This is a genomic window from Streptomyces vilmorinianum, assembly GCF_005517195.1.
Taxonomy (GTDB): domain Bacteria; phylum Actinomycetota; class Actinomycetes; order Streptomycetales; family Streptomycetaceae; genus Streptomyces; species Streptomyces vilmorinianum.
Map to the genome: position 1 here is coordinate 6,766,074 of NZ_CP040244.1, position 14,430 is coordinate 6,780,503.

A 14,430-nucleotide genomic window follows, 5' to 3' on the forward strand; every position below is an offset into this window, starting at 1 on the left:
CCCACCGAGCGCGCTGTCCCCCGGGTCGCGCGGACCCGTTCAGCTCATGGATCCCACGGATCCCACGGATCGCGCGAAACCGTCAATTCCGGTCCGGGCCCGTACAGTTACCGGCTCTGTTCGACTGCGTACGGTCCACGACCTCTCACGATACGTGCCGCCGGTCAGTCCTTGGGGCTGAACGTGGCGAACGCCGTGTCCCGCAGCGTCCTGCACGCGGCCGCGTCCCACTCGTCCGCCTTGCAGCTGATCATGATCGAGTAGCCGTGCGTGGCGTCCACCTTGAAGCCCCGGTTGAGTATCCGGACCCGCATGCCCTTCTCGGTGCGCTCGAACTCCCAGTCCGCGACGGTCGGATACCCCTTGTACGAGACCGGCTTGATGCCGATGTGCCGGTAGCCGTTGCTGCTCGCGGAGACGCCGGCCACGGCCGCGGCCCACGCGCTGGCCGCGTCGTCCTTCGGGCTGCTGTTGTAGTCGACCTGGACGCGCGGGTACCCGCCGTCGGCGTTGAAGATCCCGCCCGAGTTCCGGCCCGCTATGCCGTTGAGCCTGAAGGAAGACGGCATCGCCATGGAGAAGTGGAACTGGCTGTTGGTCACCATCGTGTACCCGGCGGGCAGCTGCGCCCCGGGCGCGTGGGTGCTCGGGTTCCCGGACGGCGTACCGCTCTGCCCACCCGAGCCCGAACCGGAACCCGAGCCGCTCGGCTGCTCGCCGCCCTGCTGGCCGGGGTCGCTCGGCGCCCCGGTCTTGTCCTTGCCGCCGCCGTTCCCGGCCGTGGCACCGGCCGAGGCCACCGTGTCGCCGGAGCCCTTGCCGCCGCCCTTGGCGTCGGTTCCCTCGTCACCGCCGACGAGCGAGACGGCGAGGATGGTGCCGAGCAGGGCCAGTACGACGACCCCGGCGATGATGACAAGGGTGCGGCGCGGCACGACATCGGTGAGCGAGGCCCGTGGCTGCGCCGGCCTGTTCCCGCCCTGCAGCGGATCCGGCTTCGGCTTGGCCTTCTGCTCGGCCCTCGCCGCGGCGGCCGCGTTCCGTACGGACTTCAGCGCCCCGCGCAGCCGCTCGGCGGCCGCGTCGGCGCTCTTCCCCTTCGCGGAGGGCTTGGCCGGCGATGTGGGCGGAAGCGGCGGCAGGGGCACGACGCGCGTGGCCTCCGGCGACGGCTCGGGCTCGACCACCGGCACCGGCGCGTCCAGCACCGCCCTGAGCAGCACGCGCGCGCCCGCGTCGTCGAGCCGCTGCTCGGGGTCCTTGGCCAGCAGGCCGTAGATGACCTTCTCCAGCAGGGGCCCCGCGTTCTTCGGCGGGTCGACGGGCTCGGTCATCACGGCGGTGAGCGTCGCGATCGCGGAACCCTTGTCGTACGGCGGGCTGCCCTCGACGCTCGCGTACAGCAGTCCGCCCAGCGACCACATGTCGGCGGCGGGGCCGGGCTTGTGGCCGCGGGCCCGCTCGGGCGAGATGTACGAGGGGGCGCCGACGAGCATGCCGGTGGAGGTGATCGACGGGTCGCCCTCGACCTGGGCGATGCCGAAGTCGGTGAGGACGACCCGGCCGTCCTCGGCGATCAGCACGTTGGACGGCTTCACGTCACGGTGCAGGATGCCCTGGCGGTGGGCGGACCGCAGGACGTCGAGGATCGCGAGACCGACCTCGGCGGCGCGGTGGGGCGTGAGCGTCCCGTCCTCACGGACGGCGTCGGCGAGGGACTTGCCCTCGATGAGCTCCATGACGATCCACGGCCGGTCGTCCTCGTCGACGACGTCGTAGACGGTGACGGCACCGTTGTTACGGATCCGGGCGATGGCCTTCGCCTCGCGCAGGGTCCGGGTGATGAGCCGTCGCTTCTCCTCCTCGTCGATGCTGTTGGGGAAGCGCAGCTCCTTGACCGCGACCGTCCGCCCGAGGGTCTCGTCGACCGCGCGCCACACCGTGCCCATGCCGCCGCGTCCGAGGACGCCGTCGAGCCGGTAACGGCCGGCCAGCAGACGCTCCTCGGACGGTACGCCGCCGGACGGCTTCGTCCCGGACGAGGGCGTCCCGCCCTTGGGCTTCGAGGCCGTCGCGGCCCCGCTCTCCACGGGCGCGGGTTCCTTCCCCGGTCCGCCGTCCTCGCTCTCGGCCGCGCCGGGCTTCACGTCCGGCTCCGCCTCACGAGCCGCTGGAACCACACCCCGGTCGCCGTCGGTTCCGGCACCCGCGGCTGCGTCCCGCCGAGGGTCCCGCGCCGTGTCCCGCGACTGCTCCGCCTCCGACATGCGTCCCCTCTGCGATCCCTGATCTCCGCCCGCGTCCGCCGCTTCCCGCGCGATGCGGTAACCCGCCCTGGAAGAGAGCCCATTGTCTCTCACCCTGGGACCGATCCCGCTCCCGGGTCCGCACTCCGAGAGGGCGGCCCCGGAGGAAAGCGCTCCCATCAAGGCACCCGACGCCGAGGCGCCCCCTTCGGGTTCCCGGCCCGTACGAACAGGATGCCGCAACCGCCGCCCAACGGGCCTTTCCCGAGCGCCACTTCCCCGGATCCCCCTCCGCCGACCGGTCAGATCGGCACGATGTCGGGCGCTCCGAGCCGCGCCGCGTCCGCCGTCAGGTCGTCCGGCTGCCGCTGCGATTCCCGCTCCGCCTCCACCCGCTTCTCGTAGTGCTCCACCTCCTTCTCGATCTGGTTCCCGTCCCAGCCCAGGACCGGCGCCATCAGCTCGGCGCACTCCCGCGCGCAGCGCGTCCCCCGGTCGAAGGTCTCGATCGAGATCCTGGTGCGCCGGGTCAGGACGTCGTCCAGGTGCCGGGCCCCCTCGTGCGAGGCCGCGTAGACGACCTCGGCGCGCAGATAGTCCTCCGCTCCCGTGAGCGGTTCGGCAAGACCCGGTTCCGCGGCGATGAGTTCCAGGATCTCCTCGGTCAGCGACCCGTACCGGTTGAGGAGATGCTCAATCCGCACGACGTGGAGTCCGGTCCGCGCGGCGATCCTGGCCCGTGCGTTCCACAGCGCCTTGTAGCCCTCGGCGCCCAGCAGCGGGATGTCCTCGGTGACGCACTCCGCGACCCGCTGGTCGAGCGCGTGCACGGCCTCGTCCACGGCGTCCTTGGCCATGACGCGGTAGGTGGTGTACTTGCCGCCGGCGACGACGACCAGGCCGGGGACCGGGTGCGCGACGGTGTGTTCGCGCGAGAGCTTGCTGGTGGCGTCCGACTCGCCGGCCAGCAGGGGCCGCAGGCCCGCGTACACGCCCTCGACGTCGTCTCTGGTGAGCGGTACCGCCAGCACGCTGTTGACGTGCTCGATCAGATAGTCGATGTCGGCGCTGGACGCGGCCGGATGTGCCTTGTCCAGGTCCCAGTCGGTGTCCGTGGTACCCACGATCCAGTGGCGTCCCCACGGGATCACGAACAGCACGGACTTCTCGGTCCGCAGGATCAGTCCGGTATTCGAGTGAATCCGGTCCTTGGGCACCACCAGATGGATGCCCTTCGAGGCCCGTACATGGAACTGCCCCCTCTCCCCGATGAGCGCCTGGGTGTCGTCCGTCCACACCCCCGTCGCGTTCACGATCTGCTTGGCGTGGATCTCGTACTCCCCGCCCGCCTCGACGTCCTGCACCCGGGCTCCGACGACCCGCTCGCCCTCGCGCAGGAAGCCGATCACCCGCGCCCGGCTCGCGGCCTTCGCGCCGTAGCTCGCCGCGGTCCGCACCAGGGTGGCGACGAACCGGGCGTCGTCCATCTGGGCGTCGTAGTACTGCAACGCGCCGACCAGGGCGTCCTTCTTCAGACACGGCGCCACCCGCAGCGCCGCCTGCCGCGAGAGATGGCGGTGCACCGGCAGTCCGCGGCCGTGGCCCGACGAGACCGACATCGCGTCGTACAGGGCGACGCCCGAGCCCGCGTAGAGCCGCTCCCAGCCCTTGTGCTGCAAGGGGTAGAGGAAGGGCACCGGCTTCACCAGGTGGGGGGCGAGCCGCTCGAGGAGCAGCCCGCGCTCCTTCAACGCCTCACGCACCAGCGCGAAGTCCAGCATCTCCAGATAGCGCAGGCCGCCGTGGATCAGCTTGCTCGACCGGCTGGAGGTCCCTGATGCCCAGTCGCGTGCCTCCACGAGGCCGGTGGAGAGCCCTCTCGTGACCGCGTCGAGTGCGGTCCCGGCACCGACCACGCCGGCGCCCACCACCAGTACGTCCAGTTCACGCTCGGCCATCGCCGCGAGCGCTTCGGCGCGCTCGGCCGGTCCCAGTGTCGCTGTCCTCACCGCTGCCTCCCGTCGTCCCCCCGCGTGATCGGGCTCACAGACTCGATTCTGTCCCGGCCCTCCGACTTCAGCCACCGCCTGTGGATAACACTCGGCGACCTTCGACCTCACAATGCGGCATATCGGTCATATTTACGCCTAGTCTGACATTGCACTCGCCCCGTTCTGTCCACAGGACTTGCGCGTCTCGTTCCCTCCGGCTACTGGGAAGGACGGCCCACCTTCATGCCCGCTGATCTCGCCGTCATCGGCCTCGGCCACCTCGGACTCCCCCTCGCCCAGGCCGCCACCGCCGCCGGCATCGACACCATCGGCTTCGACACCGACCCGCGCCCCGTCGCCGAACTCGCCGCCGGCCGCCCGCCCGTCGACGGCTCGCTCACCGCGTCGGAGATCCGCCGGATGCTGTCGGGGGGCTTCCGGCCGACCACCAACCCGGCCGAGCTGGGCCGGGTCCGCACGGCCGTCATCTGTGCCCCGACCCCGCTCGGCCCCGACCACACCCTCGACCTCACCGCCGTCGCCGACGCCGCCCGCGCCCTGGCCGCCAGGCTGCGCCCCCACACGACGGTCCTGCTGGAGTCCCCCGTCCACCCCGGCACCACCGAAGGTGTGCTGCGCGACCTCCTGGAGGCGGGCTCGGGGCTGCGCGCGGGCCGCGACTTCCATCTCGCGTACTCCCCCGGCCGTCTCGACCCCGGAAACCGCGCCCACGGCTTCACCGGCACCCCCAAGGTCATCGGCGGCCTCACCCCCGCCTGCACCGAGTCCGCGGCCGCCTTCTACGGACGGCTCACCGACAAGGTGGTACGCGCGCGTGGCCCGCGCGAGGCCGAGACCGTCAAGCTCCTGGAGACCAACTTCCGGCACGTCAACATCGCCCTCGTCAACGAGATGGCGGTGCTGTGCCACGAACTCGGCGTCGACCTGTGGGACGTCATCCGCTGCGCAGAGACCAAGCCCTTCGGGTTCCAGGCCTTCCGCCCCGGCCCCGGCGTGGGCGGCCACGGCGTCCCGGTCGACACCATCGGCCCGCACCGCCCGCTGCGGATGGTCGAACTGGCGAGCCAGGTCAACGAGCGCATGCCGCAGTACGTCGTCCAGCGCTGCGCGACCCTGCTCAACGAGCACGGCAAGTCGGCCCGGGGCGCCCGGGTCCTTCTGCTCGGCATCACGTACAAACCCGATCTCGCCGACCGCCAGAGCTCCCCGGCCGACGAGATCGCCCGCCGCCTGATGGACCTGGGCGCGGTGGTCAGCTACCACGACCCCCACGTCCCGGACTGGCGCGTCCGTGACCTCCCGGTCCCCCGCGCGGACTCCCTCTACGAGGCCGCCGCCCACGCCGACCTGACGGTCCTTCTGCAGCACCACCGCACCTACGACCTCCAGGGCCTGGCGGTCAAGGCCCAGCTCCTCCTGGACACCCGCGGCGCGACCCCGGCCGGCGCGGCACACCGGCTCTGACCAGCCCTCATACGGAAGGGGCCCCGCACCACCCGGTGCGGGGCCCCTTCGCATACGTCGGATCGAACGTGTCAGCGCTTGTGCTGCGCGTCCGCGACCGTGACCTCGACGCGCTGGAACTCCTTGAGCTCGCTGTAGCCCGTCGTGGCCATCGCCCGGCGCAGCGCGCCGAAGAAGTTCATCGAGCCGTCCGGGGAGTGCGACGGACCGGCGAGGATCTCCTCGGTCGTGCCGACGATGCCCAGGTCGACCAGCTTGCCGCGCGGCACGTCCTCGTGGACGGCCTCCATGCCCCAGTGGTGGCCCTTGCCCGGCGCGTCCGTGGCACGGGCCAGCGGGGAGCCGATCATGACCGAGTCGGCGCCGCAGGCGATCGCCTTCGGCAGGTCGCCGGACCAGCCCACACCGCCGTCGGCGATGACGTGGACGTACCGGCCACCCGACTCGTCCATGTAGTCACGGCGGGCCGCGGCCACGTCGGCGACCGCGGTCGCCATCGGGACCTGGATGCCGAGCACGTTGCGCGTGGTGTGCGCCGCGCCGCCGCCGAAGCCGACGAGGACGCCCGCGGCGCCGGTGCGCATCAGGTGCAGGGCCGCGGTGTACGTGGCGCAGCCGCCGACGATGACCGGGACGTCAAGCTCGTAGATGAACTGCTTGAGGTTGAGCGGCTCGGCCGCGCCCGAGACGTGCTCGGCGGAGACCGTGGTGCCGCGGATGACGAAGATGTCCACGCCCGCGTCGACGACGGCCTTGGAGAACTGCGCGGTGCGCTGCGGGGAGAGCGCGGCGGCGGTGACCACACCCGAGTCGCGCACCTCCTTGATGCGCTGCCCGATCAGCTCTTCCTTGATCGGAGCGGCGTAGATCTCCTGCAGACGGCGGGTCGCGGTGGCCTCGTCCAGCTCGGCGATCTCGTCCAGCAGCGGCTGCGGGTCCTCGTAGCGGGTCCACAGACCCTCGAGGTTCAGCACGCCCAGGCCGCCCAGCTCACCGATGCGGATCGCGGTCTGCGGCGACACGACCGAGTCCATGGGGGCGGCCAGGAAGGGGAGCTCGAAGCGGTAGGCGTCGATCTGCCAGGCGATCGAGACCTCCTTCGGGTCCCGGGTGCGCCGGCTCGGTACGACGGCGATGTCGTCGAACGCGTACGCCCTGCGGCCGCGCTTGCCGCGCCCGATCTCGATCTCAGTCACGATGTGTGGCCTTTCCCTCTACGTCTGCGCCTACCAGTATCCCCGACACAAGCGTGAGGGGCGGTTCCGGCCACATGCCGGAACCGCCCCCACGCGTCGCGCTCTGTTACTTCCTGCTGTAGTTCGGCGCCTCGACCGTCATCTGGATGTCGTGCGGGTGGCTCTCCTTGAGGCCCGCCGAGGTGATCCGGACGAACCGGCCGTTCGCCTGAAGCTCCGGAACGGTGCGGCCGCCGACGTAGAACATCGACTGACGCAGGCCGCCGACCAGCTGGTGGACGACCGCGGAGAGCGGACCGCGGTAGGGCACCTGGCCCTCGATGCCCTCGGGCACGAGCTTCTCGTCGGAGGCGACGCCCTCCTGGAAGTAGCGGTCCTTGGAGAAGGAGCGCTGCTCGCCGCGGGACTGCATGGCGCCCAGCGAGCCCATGCCGCGGTACGACTTGAACTGCTTGCCGTTGATGAACATCAGCTCGCCCGGGGACTCCTCGCAGCCGGCGAGCAGCGAGCCGAGCATCACCGTGTCGGCGCCGGCGACCAGCGCCTTGGCGATGTCGCCCGAGTACTGCAGACCGCCGTCGCCGATGACCGGCACGCCGGCCGCCTTGGCGGCGAGGGAGGCCTCGTAGATCGCGGTGACCTGCGGGACGCCGATACCGGCGACCACGCGGGTGGTGCAGATGGAGCCCGGGCCGACACCGACCTTGATGCCGTCCACGCCGGCGTCGATCAGCGCCTGGGCACCGTCGCGGGTGGCGACGTTTCCGCCGATGACGTCGACGGAGGAGTTCGACTTGATCTTGGCGACCATGTCGCCGACCAGCCGGGAGTGGCCGTGCGCGGTGTCGACGACGATGAAGTCGACCCCGGCCTCGATCAGCGCCTGGGCGCGCTCGTACGCGTCACCGGCGACACCGACGGCCGCGCCGACGAGCAGGCGGCCTTCCTTGTCCTTGGCGGCGTTCGGGTACTTCTCGGCCTTGACGAAGTCCTTGACCGTGATGAGGCCCTTGAGGATGCCGGCGTCGTCGACCAGCGGCAGCTTCTCGATCTTGTGGCGGCGCAGCAGCTCCATGGCGTCCACGCCGGAGATGCCGACCTTGCCCGTGACGAGCGGCATCGGGGTCATGACCTCGCGCACCTGGCGGCTGCGGTCCGACTCGAAGGCCATGTCGCGGTTGGTGACGATGCCGAGCAGCTTGCCCGCCTGGTCGGTCACCGGGACGCCGCTGATGCGGAACTTGGCGCAGATCGCGTCGGCCTCGCCGAGCGTCGCGTCCGGGTGGACCGTGATCGGGTCGGTGACCATGCCGGACTCGGAGCGCTTCACGAGGTCGACCTGGTTGGCCTGGTCGGCGATCGAGAGGTTGCGGTGCAGCACACCCACGCCGCCCTGCCGCGCCATGGCGATCGCCATGCGGGACTCGGTGACCTTGTCCATCGCCGCGGAGAGCAGCGGGATGTTCACCCGCACGTTCTTGGAGATGTACGAGGAGGTGTCGATCTGGTCGGGCGCCATGTCGGACGCGCCCGGCAGCAGCAGCACGTCGTCGTAGGTCAGCCCGAGTGTCGCGAATTTCTCGGGCACTCCGTCGACGTTGGCAGTCATGACACCTTCCCCAAATGGCCTTGATCGGTGCGGATGTCCATGCTAACGGGCTACAGCGGTGTCTCATTCCACGATCAAGATCACCGAGAAGCTTTGTACGTTCGTACGTGTACGTGAGGGCCACCGGTGCCCGGCAACCCTTACGGCCCGGCGCAAGCCCTACTGCTCGGCGAGTGCGCGCAGGCGGCTGAGCGCGCGGTGCTGCGCCACCCGTACCGCCCCCGGCGACATCCCGAGCATCTGACCGGTCTCCTCGGCCGTGAGCCCGACCGCCACCCGAAGCACCAGCAGCTCGCGCTGGTTCTCGGGCAGATTGGCGAGGAGCTTCTTGGCCCACTCGGCGTCGTCGCTGAGCAGCGCACGTTCCTCGGGGCCCAGCGAGTCGTCGGGCCGCTCCGGCATCTCGTCGGAGGGGACGGCCGTCGACCCCGGGTGCCGCATCGCGGCCCGCTGCAGGTCGGCGACCTTGTGTCCGGCGATGGCGAAGACGAATGCCTCGAACGGCCTGCCGGTGTCCTTGTAGCGCGGCAGCGCCATCAGAACGGCGACGCAGACCTCTTGCGCCAGGTCCTCGACAAAGTGGCGAGCATCACCGGGCAACCGGTTCAGCCGCGTACGGCAATAGCGCAGGGCGAGAGGGTGCACGCGCGCCAGAAGGTCGTGTGTCGCCTGTTCGTCGCCCTCGACGGCACGGTGAACGAGTGCACCGATCACCGTGGTCTCGTCGTCGCGCATCGCTCCATGGTGCCTTGACGCCTGAGGATTCGCGGCACCGCGTCCGTAGTTGTGCACCGAAGCGTTATGAGCAGGTGCGCCGGAACTCATCTCCTGCGCCCTCCCCTTCCGCTCGATCGACTCGTCCCCGAGGAACTCCACATCTCAAGGATGCGGCATCCCGCGCGTAAGTGACACAAGCCGCTTCGCAGCGGGGACACAAGCTGCCGTCGCAGCGGGGACGAAAGCCGGTCCCGGCGGAGCCTTTCGGCTCCGCCCCGCCCGCCCTCGGCGGACGGGGATCGCGACCGGTCGCGGCGGCTAGCGGACCAGGCCCCAACGGAAGCCGAGGGCGACGGCGTGCGCCCGGTCCGATGCGCCCAGCTTCTTGAACAGGCGCCGCGCGTGCGTCTTGACGGTGTCCTCGGAGAGGAAGAGCTCGCGCCCGATCTCCGCGTTGGACCGTCCGTGGCTCATGCCTTCGAGCACCTGGATCTCACGCGCGGTGAGGGTCGGCGCCGCGCCCATCTCGGCCGAGCGAAGCCGGCGCGGGGCGAGCCGCCAGGTCGGGTCGGCGAGGGCCTGGGTGACCGTGGCCCGCAGTTCGGCGCGCGAGGCGTCCTTGTGCAGATAGCCACGGGCACCCGCGGCGACCGCGAGCGCGACACCGTCCAGGTCCTCGGCGACGGTGAGCATGATGATGCGGGCGCCGGGGTCCGCGGACAGCAGCCGGCGGACGGTCTCCACGCCGCCCAGACCGGGCATGCGTACGTCCATCAGAATCAGGTCCGAGCGGTCCGCGCCCCAGCGGCGGAGGACTTCCTCGCCGTTGGCCGCAGTGGTCACACGCTCCACGCCGGGCACGGTCGCGACCGCGCGGCGGAGCGCCTCTCGGGCAAGCGGGGAGTCGTCGCAGACGAGGACGGATGTCATGGCCGCCCTCCGCAGCTGATGCGCGTCACCTTGAGCCTCCAGGGCTGGTACGTATCGTCACCTGTGCGGTTGACGCTCTCGGACACCTGCCCGAGCGCTTGTTCCTTCAACCGCCTCCGCACTCTCAACGACGGTCACTCGAAAGAGTTACGGGTCGGACGGCCGCCTTCGGCACTCTATGTGAGGGAGCGAACGCGGAGGAGAGCGCCGCAGGTCATCCGTCCCAACACCGGAACCTATGCCCCATTTAGCGGGTTTTCTTCCCTTTTTGCGGTGTCTGTGGCTAGATTCGCAATGAGTCATATTTACATCTACTTAGACAGTAGTTGTACGGTCGGGTCGAACCCGCGAGAGCGGGTACGCGAGACCCATGGGGGGCGAAGGGCCCCCGAGCATCAGCCATCCACCCGCCCACCTATCCGTTCGACACGGTTTCAAGGGGACAAGCGCAATGGCAGATTTCTCCCGCCTTCCCGGACCCAACGCCGATCTGTGGGACTGGCAGCTCCTCGCGGCCTGCCGCGGAGTCGACAGTTCCCTGTTCTTCCACCCCGAGGGAGAGCGCGGCGCGGCACGGAGTGCGCGTGAGAACTCGGCGAAAGAGGTCTGCATGCGGTGCCCGGTACGCGCGGAGTGCGCGGCACACGCACTCGCCGTACGGGAGCCCTACGGCGTATGGGGCGGCCTCACCGAGGACGAACGCGAAGAGCTCATGGGACGAGCCCGCAATCGCCTGATCACGGCATCGGCAACGGCATCGAGTTCGGCAGGCGTGGGGCGCGCCTGAAGGAACGTTTCTGCTTGTGAGGACGGGGCCGGGACCGCACCCCACCCGGCCCCACGGAGCCGCTCCGCACGCGGCCCGGGGGCGTGCGGCGCGGACGGGCCCGTGTGTGCCCGTCCGCGACATGCCCCGGGCCTTCCCCGTGAGCGGGCCTACGCGCGCGTGGAGGCGCGCGTCAGCTCGTCCAACGTCGCCGCGACGGCCGGGACCTGGGCCAGGTCCGGCAGCGTGAGGGCGACGATCTCCCGCTCCACGGCCGGCTCCACGGCCACGGTCCTCGCCCCCTTGGGGCGTACGGACTCGATGGCGAGCTCCGGCAGGACGGCCACGCCGAGGCCGGCGCCCACGAGCCCGACCACCGCCGGGTAGTCGTCGGTGGCGAAGTCGATACGCGGGGTGAAGCCCGCCTCCTCGCAGACCTCCACCAGCTGACGGCGGCAGCGCGGGCAGCCCGCGATCCAGGACTCGTCGGCCAGTTCGGCGATGCCCACCGACTCGGCGTCGGCCAGCCGGTGCGCCTCCGGCACCAGGCCGACCAGGCGATCGGCGAGCAGGGGACGCACGACGAGGTCGTCCCACTCGGCCGGTCCCGCCCCGTAACGGAACGCCAGGGCCACGTCGCAGTCGCCCTCGCGCAGCATCTCCACCGAGCGCGGCGGCTCGGCCTCCACCAGCGAGACCCGGGTGCCCGGGTGCGCGGCGCGCAGGGCGGCGAGGGCCGTGGGGACCAGGGTGGAGCTGCCGCTGGGGAAGGAGACAAGGCGGACGCGGCCGGCGCGCAGCCCCGCGATGGCGGCCACCTCCTCCTCGGCGGCCGTGAGCCCGGCGAGGATGCCCGAGGCGTGCCGGACGAGGGCCTCGCCCGCCTGGGTGAGGCGCATCTCGCGGCCGGTCCGGATCAGCAGGGGTGTTCCGGCGGAGGATTCGAGCGCCTTCATCTGCTGGCTCACCGCGGGCTGGGTGCAGCCGAGTTCGCGCGCGGCGGCGGAGAAGGAGCCGGTCGCGGCGACGGCGCGCAGGACGCGGAGATGGCGGGCCTCGATCATAGGCCGAGCATAAGCGAGGCTTGGGCATCGCGGCCAATATTCATTCACGGCTTTGAGAACGGTCGCCTAGGGTGCCCTTATGAAGTTGCTGAGCGTGAATGCCGGACGGGCCAAGTCCGCGGAGTACACCGACGCCCCCTCGGGGACGACGGGCATCGACAAGCGTCCCGTCGAGGGGCCGGTACGGGTCGAGGCGCCGGGCCCGCGTGGCGTCGGGGCGAGCGGGGTCGCGGGGGACGCGGTGTGCGACCTGCGTTTCCACGGCGGCGACGACCGCGCCGTGTACGCCTTCGCCCGCGAGGACATGGACCTCTGGGAGCGCGAGCTGGGCCGGACGCTGTCCAACGGCTCCTTCGGCGAGAACCTCACCACCCTCGGGCTCGACGTGAACGGCGCCCTGATCGGCGAGCGTTGGCGGGTCGGCGAGGACGTGGTCGTGGAGGTGACCGGCAGCCGTATCCCGTGCCGTACCTTCGCCGGCTTCGTCGAGGAGAAGGGCTGGGTCCGCCGCTTCACCCAGTCGACGGCGGGCCCGGGCGCGCTGCTGCGGGTGATCGAGCCGGGTGAGCTCAAGGCCGGCGACCCTGTGACGGTGGTACACCGGCCGGAGCACGACATCACGGTCGCGCTGCTGCACCGGGCCTCGACCACGGAGCGCACGCTTCTGCCGAGCACCCTGGTCGCGGCCGAGTGGATGGAGTCGGGCCTGCTGGACCTCGCCCGCACGTACACGGAGAAGTACGGCACCGGCGCCTAGGCCCGCTGCTCGCCGCCCGCTGCTCGCCGCCCGCCGCCCGCCGCCCGCAGTCGGGTATGGGGGAAGACCCCGAGGGCGGATCAGGGTCGGTTCGGGGCCGGTCCAGGGACCGTCCCCGATGTGTGCGCCGGGGGCGGGACGCGACGCTGTTCGCATGTCTCGCCTCAAGCGCGTCCTCATCGTTCTCGGGTCGGTCGCCGCGGTACTGATCGCGGCGATCGGCGGTGGTTTCCTGTGGCTCTACGCGGACGCGAAGGTGTCCACGGCCGGTTCGACGGAGTTCACCCGCGAGCTGGCGATACCCCCGCTCGCGCAGTCGACCGTGCGAGCGGACGGAACCCGGGTCTTCGACCTCACCATGCGCGCCGGCCGGAAGGAGTTCGAGCCCGGCAAGCAGACGCCCACCTGGGGCTTCAACGGCGACTATCTGGGCCCCACGCTCCGCGCCGAGCGCGGGGAGAAGGTCGCGGTCCGCATCAAGAACACGCTCGACGAGGCCTCGACCGTGCACTGGCACGGGATGCACCTGCCCGCGAAGATGGACGGCGGACCGCACCAGATGGTGGCCCCGGGCGGCAGTTGGACCCCGAACTGGACGGTGGACCAGCCGGCATCCACGCTCTGGTACCACCCGCATCCGCACGGGGCGACGGAGAAACACGTCCAGCGTGGTCTGGCCGGGATGTTCCTGCTCGACGACGCCCGCTCGAAGGGGCTGGCGCTGCCCAGGACGTACGGCGTCGACGATCTGCCGGTCGTCGTCCAGGACGTGAAGTTCGACGGGGCGACGTTCGACCACGGGCACGGCCTGATGGCGAGCGTCGGATTCCTCGGCGACCGGACGATGGTCAACGGCACGCCGGACCCGTACAAGCAGGTGGGCGACGAGCGGATACGGCTGCGGCTCCTCAACGCCTCCACCGCGCGGGTCTACACCTTCGGCTTCGACGACGACCGGCGGTTCGCGCTGATCGGGACCGACGGCGGGCTGCTCGAGCGGCCGGCGTCGATGGACCGGGTCCGGCTGTCGCCCGGCGAGCGCGCCGAGATCGTGGTGACGATGAAGCCGGGCGAGCGGACCGTGCTGCGCTCCTATCCCCTGGACGCCGGCCTGGACTTCTGGAACCAGCGGTTCAGCGGCGGTGACGACTCCTTCGACGTGCTCCAGCTGCGGGCCGCCGCGACCCTGCGGCCGTCGCCCGACGTTCCGGCGCGGCTCGGCGAGCTGGAGGTGCCCGACGGCAAGGACACGGTGCGCGGTCGCCACTTCGACCTGCGGATGAGCGGCATCAACGGGCGGTCGATGGAGATGAGCCGAATAGACGAGACCGTCACCCGGGGCACCTCCGAGACCTGGACGGTGCGCAACGACAACGGTATGCCGCACAACTTCCACGTCCACGACGTGCAGTTCCGGGTCCTGGAGGTCGACGGCGAGAAGCCGCCGGCGGAGCTGCTCGGCGCCAAGGACACGGTGTACCTGCCGTCGGGCACGACGATGAAGCTCGCGATGCGGTTCGACGGGCCGGCCGATCCTGACACTCCGTACATGTACCACTGCCATCTGCTCTACCACGAGGACGCCGGGATGATGGGGCAGTTCGTGGTCGTGGAGAAGGGGCAGCAGGCGGGGAAGGTCCGTACGCCGCACGCTCACGCGTGGCACTAA

The 14,430-nt window shown here is 70.9% G+C and carries 11 protein-coding genes; 4 read left to right on the forward strand and 7 right to left on the reverse strand.

Features of this window, described 5'->3' with window-relative positions; all coding sequences use genetic code 11:
• Positions 1 to 164 precede the first annotated feature (164 nt).
• Together FDM97_RS31290 and FDM97_RS31295 are read right to left on the reverse strand one after the other, a co-directional pair.
• Positions 165 to 2,267 (reverse strand): serine/threonine-protein kinase, encoded by a 2,103-nt coding sequence (locus FDM97_RS31290; RefSeq protein ID WP_137993879.1) that lies wholly within the window; start codon positions 2,265 to 2,267, stop codon positions 165 to 167.
• A 281-nt stretch (positions 2,268 to 2,548) separates the two neighbouring features.
• A complete protein-coding gene (locus FDM97_RS31295) occupies positions 2,549 to 4,255 on the reverse strand; it encodes a glycerol-3-phosphate dehydrogenase/oxidase (protein WP_137993880.1) in 1,707 nt (568 codons plus the stop codon).
• Between the two features lie 225 nt (positions 4,256 to 4,480).
• Here FDM97_RS31295 and FDM97_RS31300 point away from each other — a divergent pair, with 225 nt between their 5' ends.
• Complete coding sequence (locus tag FDM97_RS31300) at positions 4,481 to 5,722, forward strand: nucleotide sugar dehydrogenase (RefSeq protein WP_137993881.1); 1,242 nt, start codon at positions 4,481 to 4,483, stop codon at positions 5,720 to 5,722.
• A gap of 71 nt (positions 5,723 to 5,793) precedes the next feature.
• On the opposite strand, the gene FDM97_RS31305 is transcribed toward FDM97_RS31300, so the two are convergent.
• The 4 genes from FDM97_RS31305 to FDM97_RS31320 form a co-directional block, all read right to left on the reverse strand.
• Positions 5,794 to 6,918 (reverse strand): GuaB3 family IMP dehydrogenase-related protein, encoded by a 1,125-nt coding sequence (locus FDM97_RS31305; RefSeq protein ID WP_137993882.1) that lies wholly within the window; start codon positions 6,916 to 6,918, stop codon positions 5,794 to 5,796.
• Between the two features lie 106 nt (positions 6,919 to 7,024).
• The gene (gene guaB, locus FDM97_RS31310; RefSeq protein ID WP_137993883.1) at positions 7,025 to 8,527 is read right to left on the reverse strand and encodes an IMP dehydrogenase; all 1,503 of its coding nucleotides are present in this window, start codon (positions 8,525 to 8,527) and stop codon (positions 7,025 to 7,027) included.
• 159 nt (positions 8,528 to 8,686) lie between these two features.
• Entirely contained in the window at positions 8,687 to 9,262 is a 576-nt protein-coding gene (locus FDM97_RS31315; protein ID WP_137993884.1) for a sigma-70 family RNA polymerase sigma factor, read from the reverse strand.
• Positions 9,263 to 9,562: 300 nt separating this feature from the next.
• Complete coding sequence (locus FDM97_RS31320; protein WP_003948568.1) at positions 9,563 to 10,174, reverse strand: response regulator transcription factor; 612 nt, start codon at positions 10,172 to 10,174, stop codon at positions 9,563 to 9,565.
• A gap of 451 nt (positions 10,175 to 10,625) precedes the next feature.
• On the opposite strand from FDM97_RS31320, the gene FDM97_RS31325 reads away from it, so the two are divergent.
• Complete coding sequence (locus tag FDM97_RS31325) at positions 10,626 to 10,961, forward strand: WhiB family transcriptional regulator (RefSeq protein ID WP_137993885.1); 336 nt, start codon at positions 10,626 to 10,628, stop codon at positions 10,959 to 10,961.
• Between the two features lie 149 nt (positions 10,962 to 11,110).
• Here FDM97_RS31325 and FDM97_RS31330 read toward each other — a convergent pair whose 3' ends face one another.
• Positions 11,111 to 12,004, reverse strand: a complete 894-nt coding sequence (locus tag FDM97_RS31330) for a LysR family transcriptional regulator (protein ID WP_137993886.1) — start codon at positions 12,002 to 12,004, stop codon at positions 11,111 to 11,113.
• A gap of 79 nt (positions 12,005 to 12,083) precedes the next feature.
• On the opposite strand from FDM97_RS31330, the gene FDM97_RS31335 reads away from it, so the two are divergent.
• Positions 12,084 to 12,761, forward strand: coding sequence for an MOSC domain-containing protein (locus tag FDM97_RS31335; protein ID WP_137993887.1), 678 nt, complete (start codon positions 12,084 to 12,086; stop codon positions 12,759 to 12,761).
• 154 nt (positions 12,762 to 12,915) lie between these two features.
• Complete coding sequence (locus FDM97_RS31340; RefSeq protein WP_137993888.1) at positions 12,916 to 14,430, forward strand: multicopper oxidase family protein; 1,515 nt, start codon at positions 12,916 to 12,918, stop codon at positions 14,428 to 14,430.

Excerpts from the sequence above, each read along its gene's own strand:
- guaB (WP_137993883.1), bottom strand. The coding sequence starts at position 8,527 with ATGACTGCCAACGTCGACGGAGTGCCCGAGAAATTCGCGACACTCGGG.
- FDM97_RS31300 (WP_137993881.1), top strand. The coding sequence starts at position 4,481 with ATGCCCGCTGATCTCGCCGTCATCGGCCTCGGCCACCTCGGACTCCCC.
- FDM97_RS31320 (WP_003948568.1), bottom strand. The coding sequence starts at position 10,174 with ATGACATCCGTCCTCGTCTGCGACGACTCCCCGCTTGCCCGAGAGGCG.
- FDM97_RS31290 (WP_137993879.1), bottom strand. The coding sequence starts at position 2,267 with ATGTCGGAGGCGGAGCAGTCGCGGGACACGGCGCGGGACCCTCGGCGG.
- FDM97_RS31325 (WP_137993885.1), top strand. The coding sequence starts at position 10,626 with ATGGCAGATTTCTCCCGCCTTCCCGGACCCAACGCCGATCTGTGGGAC.
- FDM97_RS31330 (WP_137993886.1), bottom strand. The coding sequence starts at position 12,004 with ATGATCGAGGCCCGCCATCTCCGCGTCCTGCGCGCCGTCGCCGCGACC.
- FDM97_RS31335 (WP_137993887.1), top strand. The coding sequence starts at position 12,084 with ATGAAGTTGCTGAGCGTGAATGCCGGACGGGCCAAGTCCGCGGAGTAC.
- FDM97_RS31315 (WP_137993884.1), bottom strand. The coding sequence starts at position 9,262 with ATGCGCGACGACGAGACCACGGTGATCGGTGCACTCGTTCACCGTGCC.
- FDM97_RS31340 (WP_137993888.1), top strand. The coding sequence starts at position 12,916 with ATGTCTCGCCTCAAGCGCGTCCTCATCGTTCTCGGGTCGGTCGCCGCG.